A 20,663-nucleotide genomic window follows, 5' to 3' on the forward strand; every position below is an offset into this window, starting at 1 on the left:
CTCTCAATCCGGACTGTATTCCGTATCCGACTTCATGTATTTGTTATTGAGCAGCGTGAAAATAAAAATAAGAACAAACAATACGAGCCCGATCGCACTTGCATAGCCAAATCTGCTCGCGCTCATCGCCGACTGATACATAATGAAGCCCGGAACCGTCGTTGAATAACCGGGTCCCCCTCCTGTAAGAACCAGCTGATTCTGAAAGGCCTGGATACCTCCGATAATATTCAGAATCGCAATCAGCTTGATCTGAGAGGTTATCAGCGGTACTTCGATTCTCCATATCAGTGACCAGCCCGTGGCACCGTCCATTTTAGCAGCTTCAATAACCGATCTCGGAATGTTCTGAAACCCTGCAAGATAGATCAGCACCCCCACACCGTTCACCCATGGGAATCCGATGAGCATAAAGGAAGCCAGCGCCGTGTCGGGCAAGCCCAGCCAAAGCGGCAGCTGTTCCTTGCTTACCCCAAGCGATGACAAAACCGAATTAATCAGGCCGACTTCCGGATTCAAAAGAAACTGCCAGAGCAGCAAAATGACCATCCCGGGTATCACAAGCGGAAACACAAACATCAACCGGTAGAAATGCTGGAGCCTGGCCTTTTGGATTTTATATATGAACTCCGCGGCGATGGCGGGAATCGTAACGGAAACAAAGACCGAGAATACGGTAATGATCAGCATATTGACAAAACCGGTCTGAAAATCCAGGGACTTCACCATCTCCACAAAATTATCAAAACCGATAAAATGGGGCGCATTAAAGCCGTTCCAGTCTGTAAAGGAATAATAAAGTGCGGACAGCGCCGGATAATAGTTGAACGTTAGCAGGGAGATCATCGTGGGTGCAAGAAACAGATAGGGAATCCATCGCTTCATGCCATACAAGCCACGGGTCTTCATGGATGCCACCCCTTTGTGCGGGAGAGGCTGAAGACCTCTCCCGCAAGTTTAATGAATTGCATTACTTCGTCCAATCCGGATTTTGCTTAATCAGGTTCTCCGAAGATTTCTTCGATTGCTCGATTACCCTGCCTGTGAACTTCTCCAGGGAATCCGATCCCGTCAAATATGTCTGGAGCGAAGCCAGGAATACATTCGAATAGGATTTGTCGAGACGGGAATTATAGCCCTGCATATTGGCAATATCCATATCCTCGTGGAATACTTCATGACCTGGCGGTGGCGATGCCCCCACGATATTCGGCTCACCGTCGGACTCGAGATCAACCTTGCTGACGTTCTCCGGCTTGCTGAGGAACATCAGGAAATCCATGATGACCGGAATTTTCTCCGGATCCTCTTTGGCCAGATACCCTGGTACCAGCCACTGCAATGCGCCCCACGCACCGTAAATTTTGGTCTGTTTTCCAGTTGCAAGTGACGCATCCTGTGGTGTTATGACCGGGAAATTAAAAGCCCCGAATTCAAATGGAACCTTTGCCTGCTTCAGCTGCCCGTTCGTCCAGCTGCCGCCGAAGATCATGGCCACCTTGCTCTGTGCAAACATCTGCAGCGAATCCGTTGCGCTCGTAAAGCCTTTGTTCCAGTACTGAGACCAATCCTTCACCAGCTTCCACTGCTGGGACAGCTGCTCCTGATTGGGGTATTTCCCGTCCTGAACCGCGAGCGCAATCTCGTTAACCTCCAGATTATTGTTATTATTGCGGTCCATATCTGTAATTTTCCCCATATAAAACTGGCTGCTCATTAATGAATCAATCCAGTGTAAATGACAGCAATCGCCTTTGCCTTCAACGGCAAAAGGTGTAATGCCTGCTTCCTTGATTTTGGCTTGCGCATCCATAAACTCAGACCAGGTTTTCGGAATGCCGAGTCCGAGATCATTGAATATTTTCTTATTGTAGTAAATCGCTACCCCGACACCATCTGCCGGAACAACATACAGCGCCCCGTCGGGAGCTCTGACCGAATCCAGAATGCCTGGCACGAACATATCCTTCCAAGGCGTATCATTCTGATATGGATTCGGTTTTTGCAGCCAGTCATCCATTTTCAGGAACCACCCCTTCTGATAATGGAGCCATGTATCATCGTAGTTATCCCAGAACACATCCGGTGCATCCTTGGACAGCATTCGGGCCTGCATCCAGGCACTGCGGTCCTGATTGCCCACGTCGACGAATTCGATTTTGACGTTGGGCTTCAGCTTTTCATATTCGGCCACAATCTCCGTAAGCGCTTTAATCTCACGCGGATCGGTTGCCGTCGCTTTTCTGGGCAGATTGTTCTGCGGATCAATTTTTATGACCCACTGCTTTTCCGCTGGCTTCTCCTGGCCCTTATTTTCCCCGGTGGTTTGTTCCTGCCCACCGCCTCCGCCCGAGCACGCGTTCAGCAGCAGGATGATGGATGTGAAGAAGGCGATCATAAAGCCATATTTACGTTTGAACATGTGCATGAACTCCTTTCTTGGTATGAAGCTGCATCATTCTTATCCCGAAGTATAGGTGCTTCTGCATGGAAACGACATATCTGTGCTTTACCTGACTAGGCTGGAATTGACTATTTAATGTTTTAGATCAAAATACTTACTTCGCCAGCATGGATTCGCGATATTCCGTCGGAGTGACACCAACCATTCTTTTGAACAATTGGCTGTAATGGGCCGGGTCCTTGAATCCGACTTGATAAGCAGCCTCATAGGCTTTTATGCCGCTCTGCTTCAGCAGCGCCTTGGACGCTTCGATTCTGTGTTCCCACAGCAAGTCACGGAAGTTGCGTCCGGTTTCTTTTTTGATAAGGCGGCTTAGGTAGGAATGGTTCATATGCAAATGCTGCGCAAGCGATGTCAGCGTAATCTCACCCTGATAATGGGCCTCAAGGTAATCGGTTACCCCTTTCAGCACTCTGGCCGCTGCATGATATTCTCCGGTCCGGCATTGCAGCGCGGCTTGTGTCAGCAGGCTTTCCAGATAGGCCATCAGATCCTTGAGCGTGTCATAGGACAGGAGGCTTTTATGGACATCCCCAAGCCCCTCTTTCCCATTGGCAGGCATGTACTCTTCCATGATGCTGCTGGCTTCGTTCACGAGCATCGTGGCATATCGCTGCACCTGTGATTTGTTCAGTCCCTTACTGAGCATTTCTCTGTATATAGACCGCAGAAAATCCTTAACGGCCGCGGTATCGCTCTGGCGGATGATTACGGACAGCTCCCGCATTCTTGCAGCTTCGACCTCCATCTGCTGCCGCTCCAGAATCGTGATCACATCGCGTGATACAACGGAGCCTTTGCCGAGCAGCATCCTGTAATCCAGACATTCCCGGATTTCTTCCTTCGCATGCCCTAGTTCTATTGGAGAAGTGAGGCAGTCGCTGATCCCCATGGAAACCGTATGACCAAATGACCCTTCAGCTGCGGTGACGATCTCCCTTGCCATTCGGATACCGGCATTCTTAAACTCATCTGCGGATATCTCATGCCCGATGAGAAGCACTCCAATCCCTTTGGGTTCAAGGTATGTCCAGTAAGGAAAAGGATGATATTTCAACATACAGCACACCGTTTCCCGAAGGGCCAGCATGGAGACAGGCTTTCCGGTATGATGCAGCAGCTCGATATTGTCCACCTCGACCGACATTAGGAGCAGCTCTCTCCCGCATAATTCGGCGTAAGCAGGATCAGCGGGATCCGGCCGTTCACCTGCAAACAGTGACTGTAGGCACTTTTCCTGGCGCAACCTCATGTCCTCGTTCAAATGCCGAACCCCCTGCTTCAACAAGTCCACCGCAAGAATCACTTCCTCGATTTGCACGGGCTTCGTAATAAAATCGGCCACGCCCAGCTTAATCGCATGCCGGGCATACTCGAAATCACCGAATGCCGTGACGAATATGACAAAGATCGAAGGGTACATCATGCGTACCTTTTCGGCAAGTTCCAGTCCGTCCATCACGGGCATCCGGATATCCGAGATGATGAGATCCGGTCTGGTGAGCGAAATACTCTCCAGAGCCTCCCTGCCGTTGCAGGCTGCCGCAACGATCTCACATCCCATCCCGCTCCAGACAGGATGATGAGCCAGGCTATCCCGGATTACCGCTTCATCATCTACGATCATAATTCGCATGCTAGCTCCTCCTCCATAAACTGCATGGGAATGGTGACTCTAACAACAGTTCCCATGCCTGCATCTGTTTTTTTGATTGTGAGTCCATACGTTTCGCCATACAGTAATTGAATCCGCTGGTTGACCGTTGCCAGTCCCGTACCCAAACCTTCGGAGCGATAGCTGTCGTCACTTTTGTAACCGGGTCCGTTATCTTCCACCTCAAGCACAAGATCGTATTGATATTCGTATGCCCGAATGCTAATCCATCCCTGGCGGTCCGTTTGCTGGATACCGTGAATCACGGCATTTTCAATAATAGGCTGAAGCAGCAGCTTGGGAACATGAATCATCAGCAGCTCCTCTGCAATATCAGTTTCCCACTGGATTTTGTCATGGTAGCGCTGCTGATGCAGCTGGAGATAGTAAACGGCAAAGGTAATCTCTGTCTCAAGCGGAACATAATCCAGACCCGGCGCGATCGAGAAACGCAGAATTTTGGACAAAAGCTGGACGGTCTTCGGAACGGAGTCGAAACCTGATTCTTTAGCCATAATGGAGATGGATTCCAGGGTGTTGTATAGAAAATGGGGATTGATATGAGCTTTGATGGCGGATAGCTCCGCTTCCTTTTTGACCAATTCTACTTTGTATACTTTTTCAATCAGGTTCTTCATCTGAGTAATGAGACTGTTGTAGCTGCGGCAGATTTGAGCGATTTCATCGGTGGTATGGATACCTGAAATGGTCTCGAAAATTTGCCTTTCCGCCTTGCGCATCAGCCGGTTCAGCCGCAGCAAGGGACTCGTGATATGCCTCAGAATACCAATGGTAAGCACCAGCACCCCCAGCCAGGTGATCACAGTGATCAGAACGGCGTAGTATGCGAGCTCTCGGATTTCCTTGCCGAAGGCATTTTTGGGCATGTGGCTGATGTAGTTATATGAAGAGTAAATCGATGTACGTTTGTTGATGATGCTTTGTCCTGCTCCAAGCGATTTGTAGAGGGTGTTAATCTGTGCCTCGTCTGTAGAAGCCAGAATAAGTCCGTTCAGGTTCGTAATAAAAAATGCTCCCTGCTTGTAGGAGGCCAGCGCCTCAGACATCCCTTTCGTGCTCAATGTGATAGCCAGCAATCCGTATTTGATCCCGCTCCGTTGATCGTATATTTCCATGGCTGATATCATGCGTCCCTGGTCAATAAAAGGTGCCCATATCATATGCCCTGGAGTTAGATGAGCTATTCCGGCCAGCGCATTGTCCGACTCCGATCCAGATGCATTCGTGCTGGTGTACATATCACCGCTGTTGTTGAAAATATAAATGGAATCGATCAGTCCGTACGCTTCCCTTTCCCGGTCCAGTAAGGATCTGACCTCCGATTGGTATACCCTTTGATCCAGATCGCTTAATGGATATAGTGTGCTGTCATTGCTGTTCCGGAGCAGCGCTTCCACTTCACGCTGGATCGATATATTTTTAGCCTTCTGATCGATACTGTTCAGCATTTCATCCAGCTTGTCGGATGTCTCCACAATGTTTTGTTTGCTGGATTCACGGATTTTTGTTTCGATAATTTGCATGGAACGGTAATAAAATAGCCCTGTCACCAGGGCCAGCGGAATAACGGTCAGAAGCGAGTAAATAATGAGCATCTTGTAAAAAAGCTTCGAATTGATATGATTCCACAGCCTTCGCATGATAAGGATCCCTCCCTTGGTTCTGGTACCCTGTCTCCTACAATTGATATTGCCTTCGGAGCCGGTATTGTCCGGGCGGCATACCGATGCGCTCGCGGAACAACCTTCCGAAAAAACTCACGTTGGGTATACCCACACGCTCAGCAATTTCCTGGATAGAGTACGTCGTTTGTTCAAGCAGGATTACCGCATGGTTGATCCGCAAATGATGCACATATTGAAGCGGCGTCATACCCGTATTTTTTTTCATGCAGCGCGTAATATGGTCAAATTGAAAATGCAGAGCCTCCTCCATCTTTTGGGAGTGAAAGGCTTCCATCCAATGCTTCTGCAGATAACCTACCGTTTCCCGGGCAAGCGCTGACGAGGGTGATCCCGGTCTCGCTTTGGCCTCCGATTGAAGTGTTTCCAGCAGCTCGCAGAACAGAGATTGAAGCTGGAGGGAATGCTCCACGGACAGCTGCATATGCAGCTGAACCATACGGTCTAATGTCGGCTGCAGCCGGCTAAAGGGAACCGTCCCATGCTTCGGAAGATACATCGTCTGATCCGATGGCAGGGTATCGCTGTCTCTGCCCTGTGGAAGAACCGCTGACCATGGGATATCTTCGGCATTCAGCGTTCGTAGCGCAGCCGGATGCTTAAAATGTACCCAGTATACCTCCGTCTCTTCTGTACAAGGCGTTGTGCCGGAATGTGTTTTTCCGGGTTCAAGCACAAGCAATTGCCCTGCCTGTACCGTATACTCCGCCTGATCTTCCTGCATGTACATAGCGCCTCTCTTCACGAAAATCACGTCATATACATCAAATGACCGTCTAAAATGACAGTTCCCCGGCATCCATACCGCATGACCTACGGTCAGAAGTGACGGCAGCGGCGGAATTGCAAGCTCCAGACATTTCATGAACAACCCCTCCTTTGGTTTGCATCGATATTGTTTTAATGAATAGTCCATTTTAGTTATATATTAGCACCCCGCAAGGCATAGGTCATGAATCCAAAGTCGATATTGTACTAGTTAAAGTCGCTATTTCATGTAGTCCAATATCTTTTTTTCCGTTACCTTATGGAAGAAACAACTTTTTCGGAAACCAGGAAGGGGATTACACGATGCGTTTTCGCCAGGTTCATCTCGATTTTCACACCTCGGAGGCCATAGACCATATCGGCAGCCGCTTTGAAAAGGAACAATTTCAGCAGATGCTGAAGCTAGGACATGTAGACTCCATCACCATTTTTTCCAAATGCCATCATGGCTGGGCCTATCATCCGTCCAAGGCAAACCTGATGCATCCGGGACTTTCCTTCGATCTTCTTGGTGCCATGATCGAAGCCGCCCATGAAATCGGGGTTAAAACTCCCGTGTATTTATCTGCAGGGTTAGATGAGCAGCTGGCGGTCCGTCATCCCGAATGGTGGATCCGTCCGCGTTACGCGGATGGCGAAGATCTGTTCAGACCCGGATATCATCAGCTGTGCTTGAACACGCCTTATCTCGGTATACTGCTGTCCCAAATAGCTGAGGTTGTACAAAACTATGACGCGGATGGTATTTTTCTCGATATCGTAGGTGTGAGGGAATGCTACTGTGCAAGCTGTACAGCTGCAGCCCGGGCAAAAGGAATAGACCCGCGGGACATCCACGCCATGCGTCCATTGTGGGAGGAAACCTACGCCAACTATACCAATCAGGTCTTTGAAACCGTGAATATCTATAAGCCTGGTCTGCCCATTTTCCATAATGGCGGCCATATTCGGCGCGGACGCCGTGATTTAGCACGCATGAACACCCATCTGGAGCTGGAGTCACTGCCAACAGGAGGCTGGGGCTACGACCACTTCCCGCTATCGGCAAGATATGCACAGCCGCTCGGCATGCCTTTTCTAGGAATGACCGGAAAGTTCCATACCAGCTGGGGGGAGTTCGGGGGCTACAAGCATCCGAATGCCCTTCGCTATGAAACGGCCCTCAGTCTTGCGCATGGCGCAGCTTGTTCCATCGGTGACCAGCTGCATCCGCTCGGCCAGATGGATGAAGCGACCTACCGTCTGATTGGTAGAGCTTATGCGGAAGTGGAAGCGAAGGAAGAATGGTGCAAAGATACGGTTCATGTAGCTGATGTTGCCCTTCTCTCTGTTGAAGCCGCTGGTTCCCACACCGCTGATGGAGGCCATGACAGCTTTACCGGCCAATCTGATGCTGGTGCTGTACGGATGCTCGTCGAAGGGAATATCCTGTTTGATGTCATCGATCTCGAAAGTGATTTTGATTCGTATCAGGTGATCATTCTGCCCGACTATGTGCGGATCAATGAGCCGCTTCAATCCAAACTTCATCGCTTTATCGATCAGGGTGGGCGACTGCTCGTGACAGGGGAATCAGGTCTGCAGGCGGACTCTGATACTTTTGCTCTCGATCTTGGAGTAAAACATATCGGAATCAATCCATACCAGCCCGACTACTACCGTCCTCTGCAGCCCCTTGATCATTTGGGGGAGGCCGCATTTATTTTCTATTCAACAGGTCAAAAGGTAGAACTGACCGAAAACGGAACCGAGCTCGGCAAAAGGGAAAACCCTTATTTCAACCGGGATTCCTTTACCTTCTGTTCCCATCAGCATACGCCCGACAGCGGGGATTATGGGGGACCGGGAATGGTAGAAAGCGCCAATGGCATATACATCGCCTGGAATGTATTTGAGGATTATGCAACCAAAGGGAGCCTGGCGCTGAAAGAAACCGTATTATTCGCGCTGAGCCGTCTGCTGCCGCAGCCTTCCATGCGCACTGCCCTGCAAGCCCAAGGCTCGGCAACCCTGCAGAAGCAAGTGGACAAATCCCGCTATGTGCAGCATACCTTGTACGCATCACCGGTAAAAAGAGGAGACGGCATTGAAATCATCGAGGATATTTTGCCTGTGTACAACATTGCCATGGATCTGAGGATTCCGGAAAAGGTACAGCAGGTTTATCTGGCTCCGCAGATGACGCCGCTGGATTTCACGCAAAAAGGGGATCGGGTGATGTATACCATTCCTGAGCTGGAATGTCATCAGATGGTCGTGCTGGCGTATGAGAAAGAATTGTAAAGCTGATCTAGTGGATAAACGTGCATAAAAGCATCGCAATTCGCTTTTATATCGGCGAAATCCAAAAAAGGCAGGCCCCGTCACATTCGGGCCTGCCTTTTTTGCGCCTTCAACCATCGCTTCGGATTGCCTTACCTTTTCAACATCTTCATCAGCATATCGGATGACGGCATTCCGTACGGATTCTCATCCACTTCCTCGATGATCAAAGCGTTCACGATGTGGAAATACCGATGAAGCAGCTCTTGAGGGTCACCTTCGGCAAGCTCCCCCGCTTCCTGTCCTTGCTTAAACAAAGGAATCAGCGGCGCGATCATGGCGTCCGCCGAATGCTCCTTTAAAATATCCGCGGCGTCCTTTGGAATGACATTAAAGCTGCGGATGGCGCGGAGAATGAGCATAAAAGCAAGTTTGTTCTCGCTGAGCATATTCTCCGTCAGCGCCTTAATCTGCTCATAAGGCGTACCCGGCAGACTTGGCACATTCCCCGTCTCTCTCTGCCCTTCCTCCATCAGTTCCCGGACGATGCTGGTAAACAGCTCATCCTTGGACGTGAAATACCGGTATATCAGTCCCTCGCTCACACCGGCTTCCGCCGCGATCATGCTGGTCTTCGTTCCTGCAAAGCCGCTGCGGGCAAAAAGCTTTAATGCGGCCTGCTGGATCTGACTTTTCCTCTCATCCCGGATTTGGGCAAGCTGTTCCTTTTTCAATGGCGACAATAGATTCCGAACTCCCATCTCTCGAAAAATGACTTATTCCTATTGTACCATGATGTTCCGGCTGGGTTCACCGTACTTGCTTCGCTTCAGCATCCATAGCCAGGGGCAGGACATGCTTCTGCAGTACACCGAGAAACTGTTCCGGCCGGGCAAAGCACGCCAAATGCCCTGCCTGATGGATGAGAACGAACTCTTTATAAGGGGCATCAATGCGGTCGAGGTACTTTTTGGCCGTTGCCGTTGGCGTAATAAAATCCGAATCCCCTTGAACAATGAACACGGGCAGCTCGAAGCGGTATCCGATCTTGTCAAAATCAAAATGGATCATTTCTTCATGAAGCGCTTCGGCGGAAAAATTCATCCCTTTAAACAGATCCATCATATCTCCCAGCGTATGTTCCGGCGATGGCAGCATTGAAGGCATGATCAAATCCGTGATCATGTTGGGAACGCCGCGGATCGCCTTCACCATAAGACGATTACGTCTATCCACATCCTTACTGTTCCAGGCGAATGGATCGGTCCCCATTCGCTGAAGCAGCGCTGTTCCCTCCTTGTTGCCAGTCGTTCGAAAAGCATCCAGCAGAAGTTGATGGCCAACATGTTCGGGATCAGGAGCGTTCTGATCCGTCCCTACATAAGCGTGGTATAAATCCGGACGCCTCTTAGCCATCATGATGCCGGTAAGGCTGCCCGCCGAGCTGCCCACCAGAATAAGCTGCTGCTGCTGGAGCCTGCTGCAGAGATACTCGGATAACTCGATCCCGTCCTTCGCCAGCCGGTCGAAGGTCAACAATCTTCTGTCTTGTTTGCCGCTGCGCCGAAAGGTCTTTCCCGCTCCCCGCTGGTCCCACTGCACGATCGTAAAATCCTTTTCCCAGGATCGGAGCAGCGGACTGAAAATTGAATACACCGATCCCGGTCCGCCATGAATGAACAGCAGCACCGGATTGCGCCGGTTTTCTCCCCGAATGCTCACCCATTGATCGATCCCGCCAATACGCATAAAGCCGGATTCGGCGATGCCTTCGGATGTTGTTAAGCGGAGCAGCTGCGCATTCTTCCGTTGGTTTCTTTTCCGCATTACGATTTGAACCAAAGCATTGTTCATTTCAATTCCCCGCTTTCATTTTTATGATGAGTGAGTTACTCACTCATTAATTATTATTAAGATAATGGAATCTCGGATCCGTTGTCAACGGGTAATTTACATTTCTTTCTGTTTATAAGAAAAACGTCTATCGACGTACTTTCTAAGGAGACAGACCGCATCAAGATGTTGTTTTTCTTGCGATATCAGGAAGGTCTCGCTTCGAATCTTATACTTTCTGATATCTTGAACCAAAAAAACGGCCAACGCCTTTTGGCATTGACCGCTTTTTGTTAACTTTTCTAGATTTTAAGGATTCGTTGGCAAATGGTTCGCTTTCCGAATGAGGGAGAAATATTGGTCAGCCAGCACCGGCTGGTATTCCGGTCCGAGAGAATCCGTCAGCTTCACCACATCGGTCGGCGTCATGTTCCAGGCGAGCAGCCCGAGGGATACGAACAGCGGGGAATTGCCGTCCCACTTCGCTTTCGCTTCCGCCAGAATCTTTCGCCCGTCCTCTACGGTACTAATGCCCTGAATCGTCGAAACCGGCAGATTCCCTTTCAGGATGTCCACGCCGAAATGATCCTCCCAGCTCAGGAACAGCCCGTTCGGACGGTAGTTGTCCTCGTACGCTTTGATGACTGAATCGCTGAGCGGGACGTTTTGGTTCGCGATGCGGTTCAGCACGTAAGGTACGGTCATGCCGGTCTTTTTCAGGTACGAGGAAGTCTCCTTCAGAAATGCGGGAAGCGTCTTTTCCGGCCAGGCGTTCGGGTAGAAGTATCCGCCGCCGGAAGGTCCGGCGATCAGTTGGTCATTCGCGGTTGCCGTGCTTCTGTAGTAGTTCAGCATCGCCGGTGCCCCGTCATACAGCAGCGGACTGGACGTCCAGTTGATCGGCACTTGGCCGCGGTTCGGGTCATCCCACAAATTGCGCAGCCGGTGCTGGTTATACTGGAAGTTGTCGCCCTCGCTGAAGGTGTACGTCACATAAATTTTGTTCTCGAGCTTCGGCGTCTTGACCTTATCCGACGGCAGCGGCCCCTGCCCTTTATTATCCGTACCGGAAAATACCGTCAGATTGCTGAACCAATCGGCAGCAAGTACGTAGATGCTGTGGTTCGACAGCAGCTCAACCCCGTTGAATTCCCCTTCGGTATCATTGCTGAACCAGCCGAGGTATGGCGTGCCTGCAGGAACATCGGACAGGATTTTATCAAACAATGCCTTTTGCTCGGGCGTATTGGAGCCCAACCAGAAAACCATCGCCTTATTGGCAACCGCATAATCGCGGAGATAACCGTACGGCTCTTTCTGTTCCGAAGAAGGCGGAGCTTCGTTGCCCGCGTACACCTTAAATTGGTTCCACATGTCGACCGAAGCGGTCAACGACTTCGTGCCTGCAGGTACTTTAAACCCGTAGACGAAGTACCGCCCGTTATCCGCGAACCGGTGTCCTCCGCTGCCGCTGGAGAGCTGCGATTCTTGGGCGTCGTACAGGAAAGGCTTCTCGTCGTCGGTTCCGGGCACGAACCGGGCAATCGTCTGGCCATCCGCCTTCACGGTCACTTCATGAACGGCCGCGCCCCATCCATCCTGCTGGAACGCATCCTCAAAGCGGAGGTATACCGCATCCGTGCCTAGGAAAGATGTCAGATCCATGTCGTAGGTTTGGCGGTTCTTCGCATCCCGCTCCTGCGTCTTCTCCTCGGCTACCGCCTTGAACGACTGCGGAAGTCCCGGAGGCAGCTTCACCGACGTATCCGGGCTGAGCCCGATCAGCATCCGGTGCGTTGTCTGCTTCCACAAGTTCTCGTACTGCCAGGTGTAGGCATCCATCTTATCCTTAAACTTGCCCTGCAAATCATCGAGCACTTTCAGGTTGTAAGGAGCCGCCGTCAGCCTGGCGCTGAGCTCCGGACTGGCTACCACCGCATCCTTGAGTCCGGCAAGGGTTGTCGCCACGTTGATGCTGTCCGGAACCTTTGGATCGTAGACGATGATTCCCTTCACTTCCTTCTTAAATTCGGCCATCAGTTCCCATGGATCGTTATGCAACGTATAAGGTACCTTGAGATCGTTCAGCCAGGTCATCTTGCCTTCTTCCTGGTTTTCAAGCAAATAAACTCGGGGCTGGTTCCTGTTGACGATGCCCTGCAGGGTCGCAAGCATAATCTTGACGTCACCAGGGGCATCATAAACATCCGCTACGTCCAGACGCTTCACCTTCGCAAAGGTTGGGAGCGCTTTCGATTCCGGCCACTTGATGCCGCTGATGCCTCCGGGCGAGGATGAGGAACTTGGCGCCGGCTCGGCGGATGCGCCCATGGAGATGGACAGCGCGCAGACTGCAGTGAGACAAACCGTGGTAAACTTACGAAGCATAAACAATACACCTCAACTTTACGATGATTTGGTTGGCAGATGAAAGAAACATCTTTCCTCCCGGCCCGAATCCGAAATCTCCCGCATGCTGAACGCCGAATGGATCGAAGATCTCCTCCACAGCTAATATATATAATCTATATTTAATATATATAATATGATTTTACAATATGTTGAATAAAAATAGCCCTGTCGGTCCATTCGCTTAGTGCTTTGTTCCGAATGTTCATGCCAAATATCGACAATCTACACCATGTCGTCCGGGCTATATTCTGAAGCAGATTCCGTTCCATAGGAACAGCCGCCTGGCTCCAAAGAGCCGGCGGCTGTTTTTGCTTTCATATCCCTGTGCCTTCATCGACGCGTTTTTATTTCCGCCCAAAATCAGCCTTGATTTCTCCCCATTTTTCGGTGTTCCATTTGAGGATTTTATTCTCGTATTTATTGTCCTGCAGCCACTGAACCGCACGGTCGGTAAGCTCCCAAATCTTGCGTGTGGACTCGTTTCTCGCGAGCGTTGTTGCTGGCTTCTTGTTTCTGATCCAGGCGAGAGCGGTTCTCGAATCGGTATAGATCGTCTTCGTGCTGCCCTGCTGTTTCAAATATGCCAAGCCATGTACAATCGCGATGAATTCTCCGAGATTGTTCGTACCGTTCTCTACCGGCCCCACATAAAACAGGATCTCTCCCGTTTGCGTATCTACGCCCTTATACTCCACAGGTCCGGGATTGCCGCGGGTACCGACATCTACGGAGATGCTGTCATAAATGATCTCTTCCTGATCCGCGGCAGACGACCGGCTGCCGGCAGATTTGCCGCTGCTGGCCTTTCCTTTGGATGATGAGGAGGATTTGCTGCCTTGGCCCCAGTTCCCTTTCCAGCCGCCTTTAAAGGCCGCCTCGGCGTCTGCCCGGGATTCATAGGATTTATATTTTGCATCCGTATAGCCGTTCACCTGTGCTTGGCATTCCGCCCACGTTGTGTAGATTCCCGGCTTCTTTCCTTCCCATACCACATAAAATTTGGATTTGGCCATATGTAAAACTCCTTAAGTGAAAATATGCTGCATACTCTTTTTTCTAGAATCGATCATTTCGCCCTTAGTATCTTCTCACAAAAAAACACCTGCCGCAAACAGGTGCTTTTGCCAAAAAGCCTTTTCAGTCTCTCAGGCTTCGCCTAAACCTTCCTTCTCAAAAGCAGCGATGACTTCGCGGACCTCCTCCGGAAGCGGGGTGCTTTTCCCGCTTGCCGTATCAATCAGTACGATGGCTCCTCGTCCTGCTGCCTTCAGCGTATCTTCCACCACTACGGCATATTCCACATCCAGGGACGATCTTCCGATCGACGCCACCCGTACATGAAGGTTCACCTTGTCACTACGGTACATTTGCGCCAGGTATTGGCATTCCAAATCCGCGACCACGGCTACCTTTTCTCCGCCAAACATCGAGTCGAACAAGCCCAGATTTTCAAAATATTCAATGCGCCCCTGCTCAAAATACATAAAATAACTCACATTATTCACATGTCCCAGCATATCCGTCTCACAATAACGCACTTTGATCGGGATGGAAAAATGGAACTTTTTCAACCAGTTTTCAGGGTTCGGCTGAATGAAGCTTTCCTTGCGCATGTCTACTGCCCCTCTCGAGAAAAATATACTACTTACTGCCTTGATGTTTATTACCCTTCTTATTGTAAAATCTGAACAATGCCTTTCTCAAGGCCTTCGGCAATTTTCTCCTGATAGCTTGCCTGGTTCAGCTTCAAATCCTCCTGTGGATTGGACAAAAACCCCACTTCCGCCAGCACCACCGGAACCTTGGACCAATTAAATCCGGTCAGGTCCTTGCGTTCGACAATCCCGCGGTTTTTCATCCCCGCCGTGCCAACCAGTGCCTTTTGGATAACCTCACCGTATTTCCTGCTGGTTGCGGCGATCGGCTTGGCATACCCGACAGACGCCGGCACCAGCATCGTTGATCCATGAACCTCCTGGTTCGTTACCGAGTCCGCATGAATACGGATGACCAGATCCGCATGGTGACTGTTGCCGATTTCCGCCCGTTCCCGGTTGCCGGGATTCTCGGAATCTTTGGTTTTCGTCATCACGACAGTGATTCCCTGGCTCTCCAGCCTTTTCTTCAGCTTCAATGCGATCGCCATATTAATCTTGTATTCAGGGGTTTTGTTGCGGACACCCACAGCACCGCCCGGGTCCTTGATTTTCATCGTCTTGCTGCCTGGAGATACACTCTCCTTACCTTTGTTGCCTTTCTCAGAATGACCTGGATCAATGACGACAACATTCCCTTTCAAAGCAGACTTATCCGTGGAAGCCGCGCTCGCAGCCATAGGAACCGATGTTACCATGAGCACCAGCATAAGCAAGTATGCCAACCATTTTTTCATTTTTTTTATCACCCTTTTATTCTGAATGAACCTACCCGAGGCCGATTTACGCGCGCCTTACGTATTAGCCGGTTTCTTTTTTGCTTCCCATGCTTTGATCAGACGATAGTTGGAAATTTCCACGTCATTCAGCACGCTGTCGCTGCCATCATAGCCCGGATTGGCCGTATACCAGCTCTTGCTTTCAAAATACTGGGCAAACTGCTTTCTCTTAAACGAATACCCATGTCTGGCAAAAATCTCATTTCTGGCAATCGCCAGCTCGCCCAGCGACAAATTCCGAAGATCATCATCGGTCAAATATCTGCTCGCACTGTCCGCGAAAAGGAAACTATCATCACCAGCGTATGAATAATCCCGGTAGATATTATAATCAATCGCATAATCCGGAAGATAAGAGACCATGCCTTCTCCCATATACTGTTCATTATGAATGCTCAGCTTGAGATCATGAAAGCTTTGGTCCGTTGCCGGATCGCTCATGCGCACGGACAGCTTGAACTGTTCTTCCTGCTGCGTATAGATAGACTGATAGGCTTTGAACAGCTCGCTTATACTGTCGATGCGTATGAATTTGCCTCTTGTATCCTCACAAATACGGATCAATGGATTCAAGTCCGCTTCGTTGCCCAGGGCCACGATGTAAATAGGAATGCCCAGCTTCTTCGATAATTCCGTAATTTCCTCTGGCGAGGTATAACTGCTGTTATCCATGCCGTCCGTGAAGGCAATGATCATTTTGGCGCCTTCCTGTTTGCTGGTGCGGATCAGAGCCGTGCTGAGCGCGTCATAAATAGCCGTCTGGTTATCCACCTGAAGCCCGCGTATGGCATTTTTCAGCAGCTGCTTATCGCTGGTAAAATCCTGATCCACAAAAATATTCGTATCAAAAGAGATGAGTCCTACCCGGCTCCGTTCATTGACCGGAATATGATCCAAAAAGTCGGTTGCCGCCTCTTGCGTACGCTCGATGTTCTCACCCTCCATACTGCCGCTGACATCAATCAGCAGATTCATGGAGAAGGGTTCGCTGCCGCCGCTCATATAACGAAGCGAGCTGTTCTGCAGGGAAACCGGCTTGCCGTTATCCGTTATGGATAGGCCTTTGTTTTCCAGCTTCGTGATCTTGCTGCCTTTTTCATCTGTCGCGGAAAGATAAAGATCCAGGAGCGGGTAACGGGATGTGTCGACCTGATTGATCCGAAGCTGCACTTTTTGAGCCGGAACTTCAGGTACCGTCACCGCTTCTGTTCCTGTGTTGGCCACGGTTGTCGTTGTCGCTGCGGCTGCATCTCCCGGCGTCGCAGCAGGCTGTGCCGCAGCCAACTGATCTTTTACTGGTTCTTGTTTGTCGTTCATTAACAGTAAAATAATAATGATGGCCATACCTAGTATGATGCAAGATCCGGCACCAATGCCAATGCCGATGCCGATCCACAATCCCCTTTTCTTGGATGGCCCTGATTTTTCAAAAGCCTTAGTCATGGCTGTACCACACACTCCGCAGAATTTCACATGGTCAGCCACGTTGGATTTACATTTTGGACATTGCAACGTTGTTTAGCTCCTTTGGCTCTAATCGATTAAAATGGCTATGTAATTTTGCTTTTGCTGAATCTATGGCTAAGAATCCCCTACCTCCTGACAATCGATGAATGGATACTTGAATAGGTATACAATACCATATTTTAGGCTATTGGAATGAAAAAAAGTGCCGGAGAGCAGCAGGCCGGGGCATGAGCGGTTCGACTCATCCGCTGCACTGCTCGGCACGCAGTTCTCCGGCACTCTTGCCGGTGTAATCCTTGAATTTCTTATAAAATGCATCCAGCTGGCGATAGCCAACCTCCATGGAAATCTCATAAATCCGCTTGTCCGTATGCAGAACGAGGAATTTGGCCCTTTCCATTCTGACCTTCATAAGGTAATCGTTGAAAGATTCTCCTGTTACCGACTTAAAAATCTGTCCAAGGTAAGTTGGATTCATGTGTACCTGTTCTGCTATCATTTTCAAATGCAAGTTTTCCACGTATCTTTGCTTCACGATATTTTTAACGATATCGATGACTTTTTCCGAAGAAGACATCTTGAGACGTTTCAAATGAATCATGACTTCCCCGCACTTGGCAGCAGTAAAAGCGATGACCTGGTCCAGTGTTTTGAACTCCATCGCTTGCTGAAGCTCGGGTGTCCCGCTGCCAAATATAGGAGGATAAGGCTCCTCAAGCTCCCGGATGAGCTGAAATAAACGGGAAAACAGCTCCAGTACAAACGTCTGTACCGTTGCTCGGGATGCCTGGCCGGTTATAAATATTTGCTGCTGCTGCTGTAAGAGTCCTGCAACCAGCTCGCTGTCTTTATTTCGAACCGCCTCTATAATCAAATCTGCGCTGTGCATGAGGGAATTATTCCCATATGCAATTTCTCCACTCTGACTGCTTTGACTGGAAGCTCCGATGATCTGTCCTTGAAACAGAAACTTCATCTCAAGCCGAAGTTCAGCTGTTTTAAATGACTCAGCCAGCTGGCTTACACCTCTGATCATTTCCCCGATTCCGATCGTTACCGATATTTTGACGTATTCGACTACACTAGCCCGGATTGATTTTGCCAATTGGATTATTTCGGACGGGCATGCGTAATCCCGCAGTATAATCACGCCTACGCGGTCTTGGCCTTCCTCAAACGCATACCCGGTTCCCTGCAGGAGCTCCTCGACTACATTCATCACAGCAAACCGCTTGATACCAATCTCATGGTCTGTCCAGGAGGAATCCGTCATGTCCGGAAGATCCAATTCAACCAGCAGTACACCCACCGGGCTGTCATCCTGCACTTGAATATGAAGTAGCTCCAGCTCCTGTCTGATCTCGTTGGCGGGCAAGAGACCATGCGCTATTCGTTTGAGGGTCCTATCCAATAATGCGGGCATTCCGCGGTACAGCTTCAAATCGGTTAAAAGCTGCCGCACCAGCTCTTCCCGTATTCCCAGCAGCAGCTCAGTGAGCTGATCCTGATCAACGGGTTTTAACAAATAATCCTTTACCCCTTGCCGGATACACTCTTTCGCATAGGAAAACTCCTCATAGCCGCTCATCACAATGACCGGAATGTCATCCGATATCCCACGTATCTCGGCAATGAGTTCAAGTCCGCTGATGCCCGGCATACGGATATCCGTAATGATGAGGTCAAAGTGCCCGCTGCGAAGCAGATCAAGCGCCTGTTTGCCATTCTCGGCTTCCCCTGCAATGGCATATCCAATATCTTCCCATTCCAGCATATATTTTAAGGATTTAAGCGCGCCCGGTTCATCATCAACGATCAATACCTTAAACATATGTTCACTTCATTCCTCCTGTCGCTCCCAAGTGCTGGGCATGTTCATCACAACCTCAGTTCCTTCACCCTGCCTGCTGCGAATGGCTAGCCCATATGCTTCTCCAAACGTCAACTTGATCCGCTGCTGTGTATTCAGCAGTCCAAGATGCTCCGTGCCCTGCTGCTCTTCGTCGCACTGTGCAATCATAGCCTCAATTTCCTTCAGGCGTTCTTCCGTCATACCCGGGCCATTATCCGCAATCGTCAGACGATAGCTGTGACCACCTGCCGCTTCAGCGGAAATACAGATCACTGTGATGCCTTCATTATGTTCCAGCGCATGGATGATGGCGTTCTCTACAATAGTATGCAGCGCAAGCCGGAGCATCGGATATCCAAGCAGCGGCGCCGGCACTTCACATCTGTATTCCAACCGCTTCCCATACCGGAACATCTGCACGCGCATATAAGTATCGATCATCTCGAGCTCGTCTCCAAGCGGGACGATATCCCCTTTTCTGCTGAGCAGATTACGGAAGGACTGGGCAAACCACTTGACGATGTCCGCATTTTTCCGATCTCCGTTCTCCAGCAAGTTACCGCGGATCGCATTGAGCGTGTTAAACAGATAGTGGGGATTGATCTGCGTTTGCAAGGCATACAGCTCAGATTCCCTTTTCTTCAGCTGCAGTTCTTTCCTCTGAATTTCCGCTTCGTACACCTGCTTGATCAGCATATCCATCCGCATCATCATCTGATTGAACTTATGGCTGACCTGAGTAATCTCATCATTACCTTTAACATCGATGAATGAATGCAGGTTATCCGTATTCATCTCCTTGATCTTCATGACAAGGACAGTAAGTCGTTTGGTGAATCCTGCGGAAATAAAATACATAAAGATAAAGGAAATTCCGAGCGAAGCCGCATATAAGATCAATGCCAGCCATTTTAGCTTATTGACTTTGCTGATGTATTCATCAATCGGAACCAAAAGCACAACCTTGAAGCCGGTAATGCTGCTGCGCGCGTTCAATGTGGCTGACACTAACAGATACTTCCGCCCATTTTCTGTGTACATCTGGCTGCTTTTTTGGTGCCCGGCAATTTTGTCATAAAATCCGTAATTCTCAAGCCGAAGCCCGTTTAAGTTGCTGCTGCCATGATCCACAACTACCTGGCCGTTGCTCAATGCAATAATCGTCCGCTGATTTTTGTTCTCTGCTGAAGTCAGGTTCTCAATAATCCGCTGCTCTACATCCACTGTAATGAATATTTCTGATTTATTAAAAATATTGTACAGTTTGCCCACCAGCCGCAGCACGTCTGCCTTATAAATATCAGAGCGCCCCATATACATCCAGTCCCGCGACAGCCGCTTTTTTGTCTCAGAGGCCGCCTGGTACCAATCCGTATCCCGCACTTCATCTCCAATAAGCTTTACGTCAGAAAATTGAAAGGTATCATTATTCGTATATATCATGAGATGCAGGGTGTCCGTCGTTGAACGAATGACGTTCATATATGGCAGGACGGTATCAAAATAAACGGCCTGCGCTTCCGCGGCCGAATCATACTTTTTCAATAGAGCTGCCTGAAGATCGTTGTTGATATAAAAAGCGTCGACTAACTGCTCATACACCTTGAGCGTGTTATCCACATTTAAAGCCAGCTGAGAAACGGAATAATCAGCATTCTCCTTGGCTTTATCCAGCAGGATTCCGCTCACGTACTCCACCATGGCATTCGTAAGAACGCCCAGCAGAATCGTGACCACGAGCATATTGGCCATAAAGATTTTTGTCCTGATTTTCATATTCCATTCCCCGGCTGGCTTAGATTTGGGCGCGTTGA

The 20,663-nt window shown here is 49.7% G+C and carries 15 protein-coding genes; 1 reads left to right on the plus strand and 14 read right to left on the minus strand.

Features of this window, described 5'->3' with window-relative positions:
• Nucleotides 1-3: 3 nt before the first annotated feature.
• From E6W40_RS26280 to E6W40_RS26300, 5 genes are all read right to left on the minus strand, one after another.
• A complete protein-coding gene (locus E6W40_RS26280; RefSeq protein WP_136608563.1) occupies nucleotides 4-909 on the minus strand; it encodes a carbohydrate ABC transporter permease in 906 nt (301 codons plus the stop codon).
• Nucleotides 910-970: 61 nt separating this feature from the next.
• The gene (locus E6W40_RS26285; protein ID WP_168929062.1) at nucleotides 971-2,422 is read right to left on the minus strand and encodes an ABC transporter substrate-binding protein; all 1,452 of its coding nucleotides are present in this window, start codon (nucleotides 2,420-2,422) and stop codon (nucleotides 971-973) included.
• A 136-nt stretch (nucleotides 2,423-2,558) separates the two neighbouring features.
• Nucleotides 2,559-4,100, minus strand: a complete 1,542-nt coding sequence (locus E6W40_RS26290) for a response regulator transcription factor (protein ID WP_136608565.1) — start codon at nucleotides 4,098-4,100, stop codon at nucleotides 2,559-2,561.
• Nucleotides 4,088-5,779 carry a sensor histidine kinase gene (locus E6W40_RS26295; RefSeq protein WP_136608566.1) on the minus strand — a complete coding sequence of 564 codons (1,692 nt, stop codon included), beginning with the start codon at nucleotides 5,777-5,779 and terminating at the stop codon, nucleotides 4,088-4,090. Before E6W40_RS26295 ends, E6W40_RS26290 begins: the two co-directional genes overlap by 13 nt.
• Before the next feature lie 37 nt (nucleotides 5,780-5,816).
• Complete coding sequence (locus E6W40_RS26300) at nucleotides 5,817-6,686, minus strand: AraC family transcriptional regulator (protein ID WP_136608567.1); 870 nt, start codon at nucleotides 6,684-6,686, stop codon at nucleotides 5,817-5,819.
• Nucleotides 6,687-6,892: 206 nt separating this feature from the next.
• Here E6W40_RS26300 and E6W40_RS26305 point away from each other — a divergent pair, with 206 nt between their 5' ends.
• Nucleotides 6,893-8,872 (plus strand): beta-galactosidase trimerization domain-containing protein, encoded by a 1,980-nt coding sequence (locus E6W40_RS26305; RefSeq protein WP_136608568.1) that lies wholly within the window; start codon nucleotides 6,893-6,895, stop codon nucleotides 8,870-8,872.
• A gap of 131 nt (nucleotides 8,873-9,003) precedes the next feature.
• Here E6W40_RS26305 and E6W40_RS26310 read toward each other — a convergent pair whose 3' ends face one another.
• From E6W40_RS26310 to E6W40_RS26350, 9 genes are all read right to left on the minus strand, one after another.
• Entirely contained in the window at nucleotides 9,004-9,594 is a 591-nt protein-coding gene (locus tag E6W40_RS26310) for a TetR/AcrR family transcriptional regulator (protein WP_136608569.1), read from the minus strand.
• A gap of 67 nt (nucleotides 9,595-9,661) precedes the next feature.
• A complete protein-coding gene (locus E6W40_RS26315; RefSeq protein ID WP_246073203.1) occupies nucleotides 9,662-10,705 on the minus strand; it encodes an alpha/beta fold hydrolase in 1,044 nt (347 codons plus the stop codon).
• Nucleotides 10,706-10,993: 288 nt separating this feature from the next.
• Nucleotides 10,994-13,072 carry a GxGYxYP domain-containing protein gene (locus E6W40_RS26320; RefSeq protein WP_136608571.1) on the minus strand — a complete coding sequence of 693 codons (2,079 nt, stop codon included), beginning with the start codon at nucleotides 13,070-13,072 and terminating at the stop codon, nucleotides 10,994-10,996.
• A gap of 368 nt (nucleotides 13,073-13,440) precedes the next feature.
• Nucleotides 13,441-14,109, minus strand: coding sequence for a ribonuclease H (gene rnhA, locus E6W40_RS26325; RefSeq protein ID WP_136608572.1), 669 nt, complete (start codon nucleotides 14,107-14,109; stop codon nucleotides 13,441-13,443).
• 132 nt (nucleotides 14,110-14,241) lie between these two features.
• Complete coding sequence (locus E6W40_RS26330) at nucleotides 14,242-14,709, minus strand: acyl-CoA thioesterase (RefSeq protein ID WP_136608573.1); 468 nt, start codon at nucleotides 14,707-14,709, stop codon at nucleotides 14,242-14,244.
• Nucleotides 14,710-14,768: 59 nt separating this feature from the next.
• Nucleotides 14,769-15,488, minus strand: a complete 720-nt coding sequence (locus tag E6W40_RS26335) for an N-acetylmuramoyl-L-alanine amidase family protein (RefSeq protein WP_136608574.1) — start codon at nucleotides 15,486-15,488, stop codon at nucleotides 14,769-14,771.
• A 57-nt stretch (nucleotides 15,489-15,545) separates the two neighbouring features.
• Nucleotides 15,546-17,042, minus strand: a complete 1,497-nt coding sequence (locus E6W40_RS26340) for a VWA domain-containing protein (protein ID WP_136608575.1) — start codon at nucleotides 17,040-17,042, stop codon at nucleotides 15,546-15,548.
• Nucleotides 17,043-17,238: 196 nt separating this feature from the next.
• Nucleotides 17,239-18,828 carry a response regulator gene (locus tag E6W40_RS26345; RefSeq protein ID WP_136608576.1) on the minus strand — a complete coding sequence of 530 codons (1,590 nt, stop codon included), beginning with the start codon at nucleotides 18,826-18,828 and terminating at the stop codon, nucleotides 17,239-17,241.
• Nucleotides 18,829-18,837: 9 nt separating this feature from the next.
• Nucleotides 18,838-20,625, minus strand: coding sequence for a sensor histidine kinase (locus E6W40_RS26350; RefSeq protein ID WP_136608577.1), 1,788 nt, complete (start codon nucleotides 20,623-20,625; stop codon nucleotides 18,838-18,840).
• Between the last annotated feature and the right edge of the window lie 38 nt (nucleotides 20,626-20,663).

The sequence above is a fragment of the Paenibacillus dokdonensis genome (genome assembly GCF_004916975.1).
GTDB lineage: Bacteria > Bacillota > Bacilli > Paenibacillales > Paenibacillaceae > Paenibacillus_AQ > Paenibacillus_AQ dokdonensis.

What these genes read in the sequence shown, in the direction of transcription:
- rnhA (WP_136608572.1), bottom strand. Translation starts at nt 14,109, where the DNA reads ATGGCCAAATCCAAATTTTATGTGGTATGGGAAGGAAAGAAGCCGGGA.
- E6W40_RS26315 (WP_246073203.1), bottom strand. Translation starts at nt 10,705, where the DNA reads ATGAACAATGCTTTGGTTCAAATCGTAATGCGGAAAAGAAACCAACGG.
- E6W40_RS26305 (WP_136608568.1), top strand. Translation starts at nt 6,893, where the DNA reads ATGCGTTTTCGCCAGGTTCATCTCGATTTTCACACCTCGGAGGCCATA.
- E6W40_RS26295 (WP_136608566.1), bottom strand. Translation starts at nt 5,779, where the DNA reads ATGCGAAGGCTGTGGAATCATATCAATTCGAAGCTTTTTTACAAGATG.
- E6W40_RS26320 (WP_136608571.1), bottom strand. Translation starts at nt 13,072, where the DNA reads ATGCTTCGTAAGTTTACCACGGTTTGTCTCACTGCAGTCTGCGCGCTG.
- E6W40_RS26345 (WP_136608576.1), bottom strand. Translation starts at nt 18,828, where the DNA reads ATGTTTAAGGTATTGATCGTTGATGATGAACCGGGCGCGCTTAAATCC.
- E6W40_RS26350 (WP_136608577.1), bottom strand. Translation starts at nt 20,625, where the DNA reads ATGAAAATCAGGACAAAAATCTTTATGGCCAATATGCTCGTGGTCACG.
- E6W40_RS26290 (WP_136608565.1), bottom strand. Translation starts at nt 4,100, where the DNA reads ATGCGAATTATGATCGTAGATGATGAAGCGGTAATCCGGGATAGCCTG.
- E6W40_RS26285 (WP_168929062.1), bottom strand. Translation starts at nt 2,422, where the DNA reads ATGTTCAAACGTAAATATGGCTTTATGATCGCCTTCTTCACATCCATC.
- E6W40_RS26300 (WP_136608567.1), bottom strand. Translation starts at nt 6,686, where the DNA reads ATGAAATGTCTGGAGCTTGCAATTCCGCCGCTGCCGTCACTTCTGACC.
- E6W40_RS26335 (WP_136608574.1), bottom strand. Translation starts at nt 15,488, where the DNA reads ATGAAAAAATGGTTGGCATACTTGCTTATGCTGGTGCTCATGGTAACA.
- E6W40_RS26330 (WP_136608573.1), bottom strand. Translation starts at nt 14,709, where the DNA reads ATGCGCAAGGAAAGCTTCATTCAGCCGAACCCTGAAAACTGGTTGAAA.
- E6W40_RS26280 (WP_136608563.1), bottom strand. Translation starts at nt 909, where the DNA reads ATGAAGACCCGTGGCTTGTATGGCATGAAGCGATGGATTCCCTATCTG.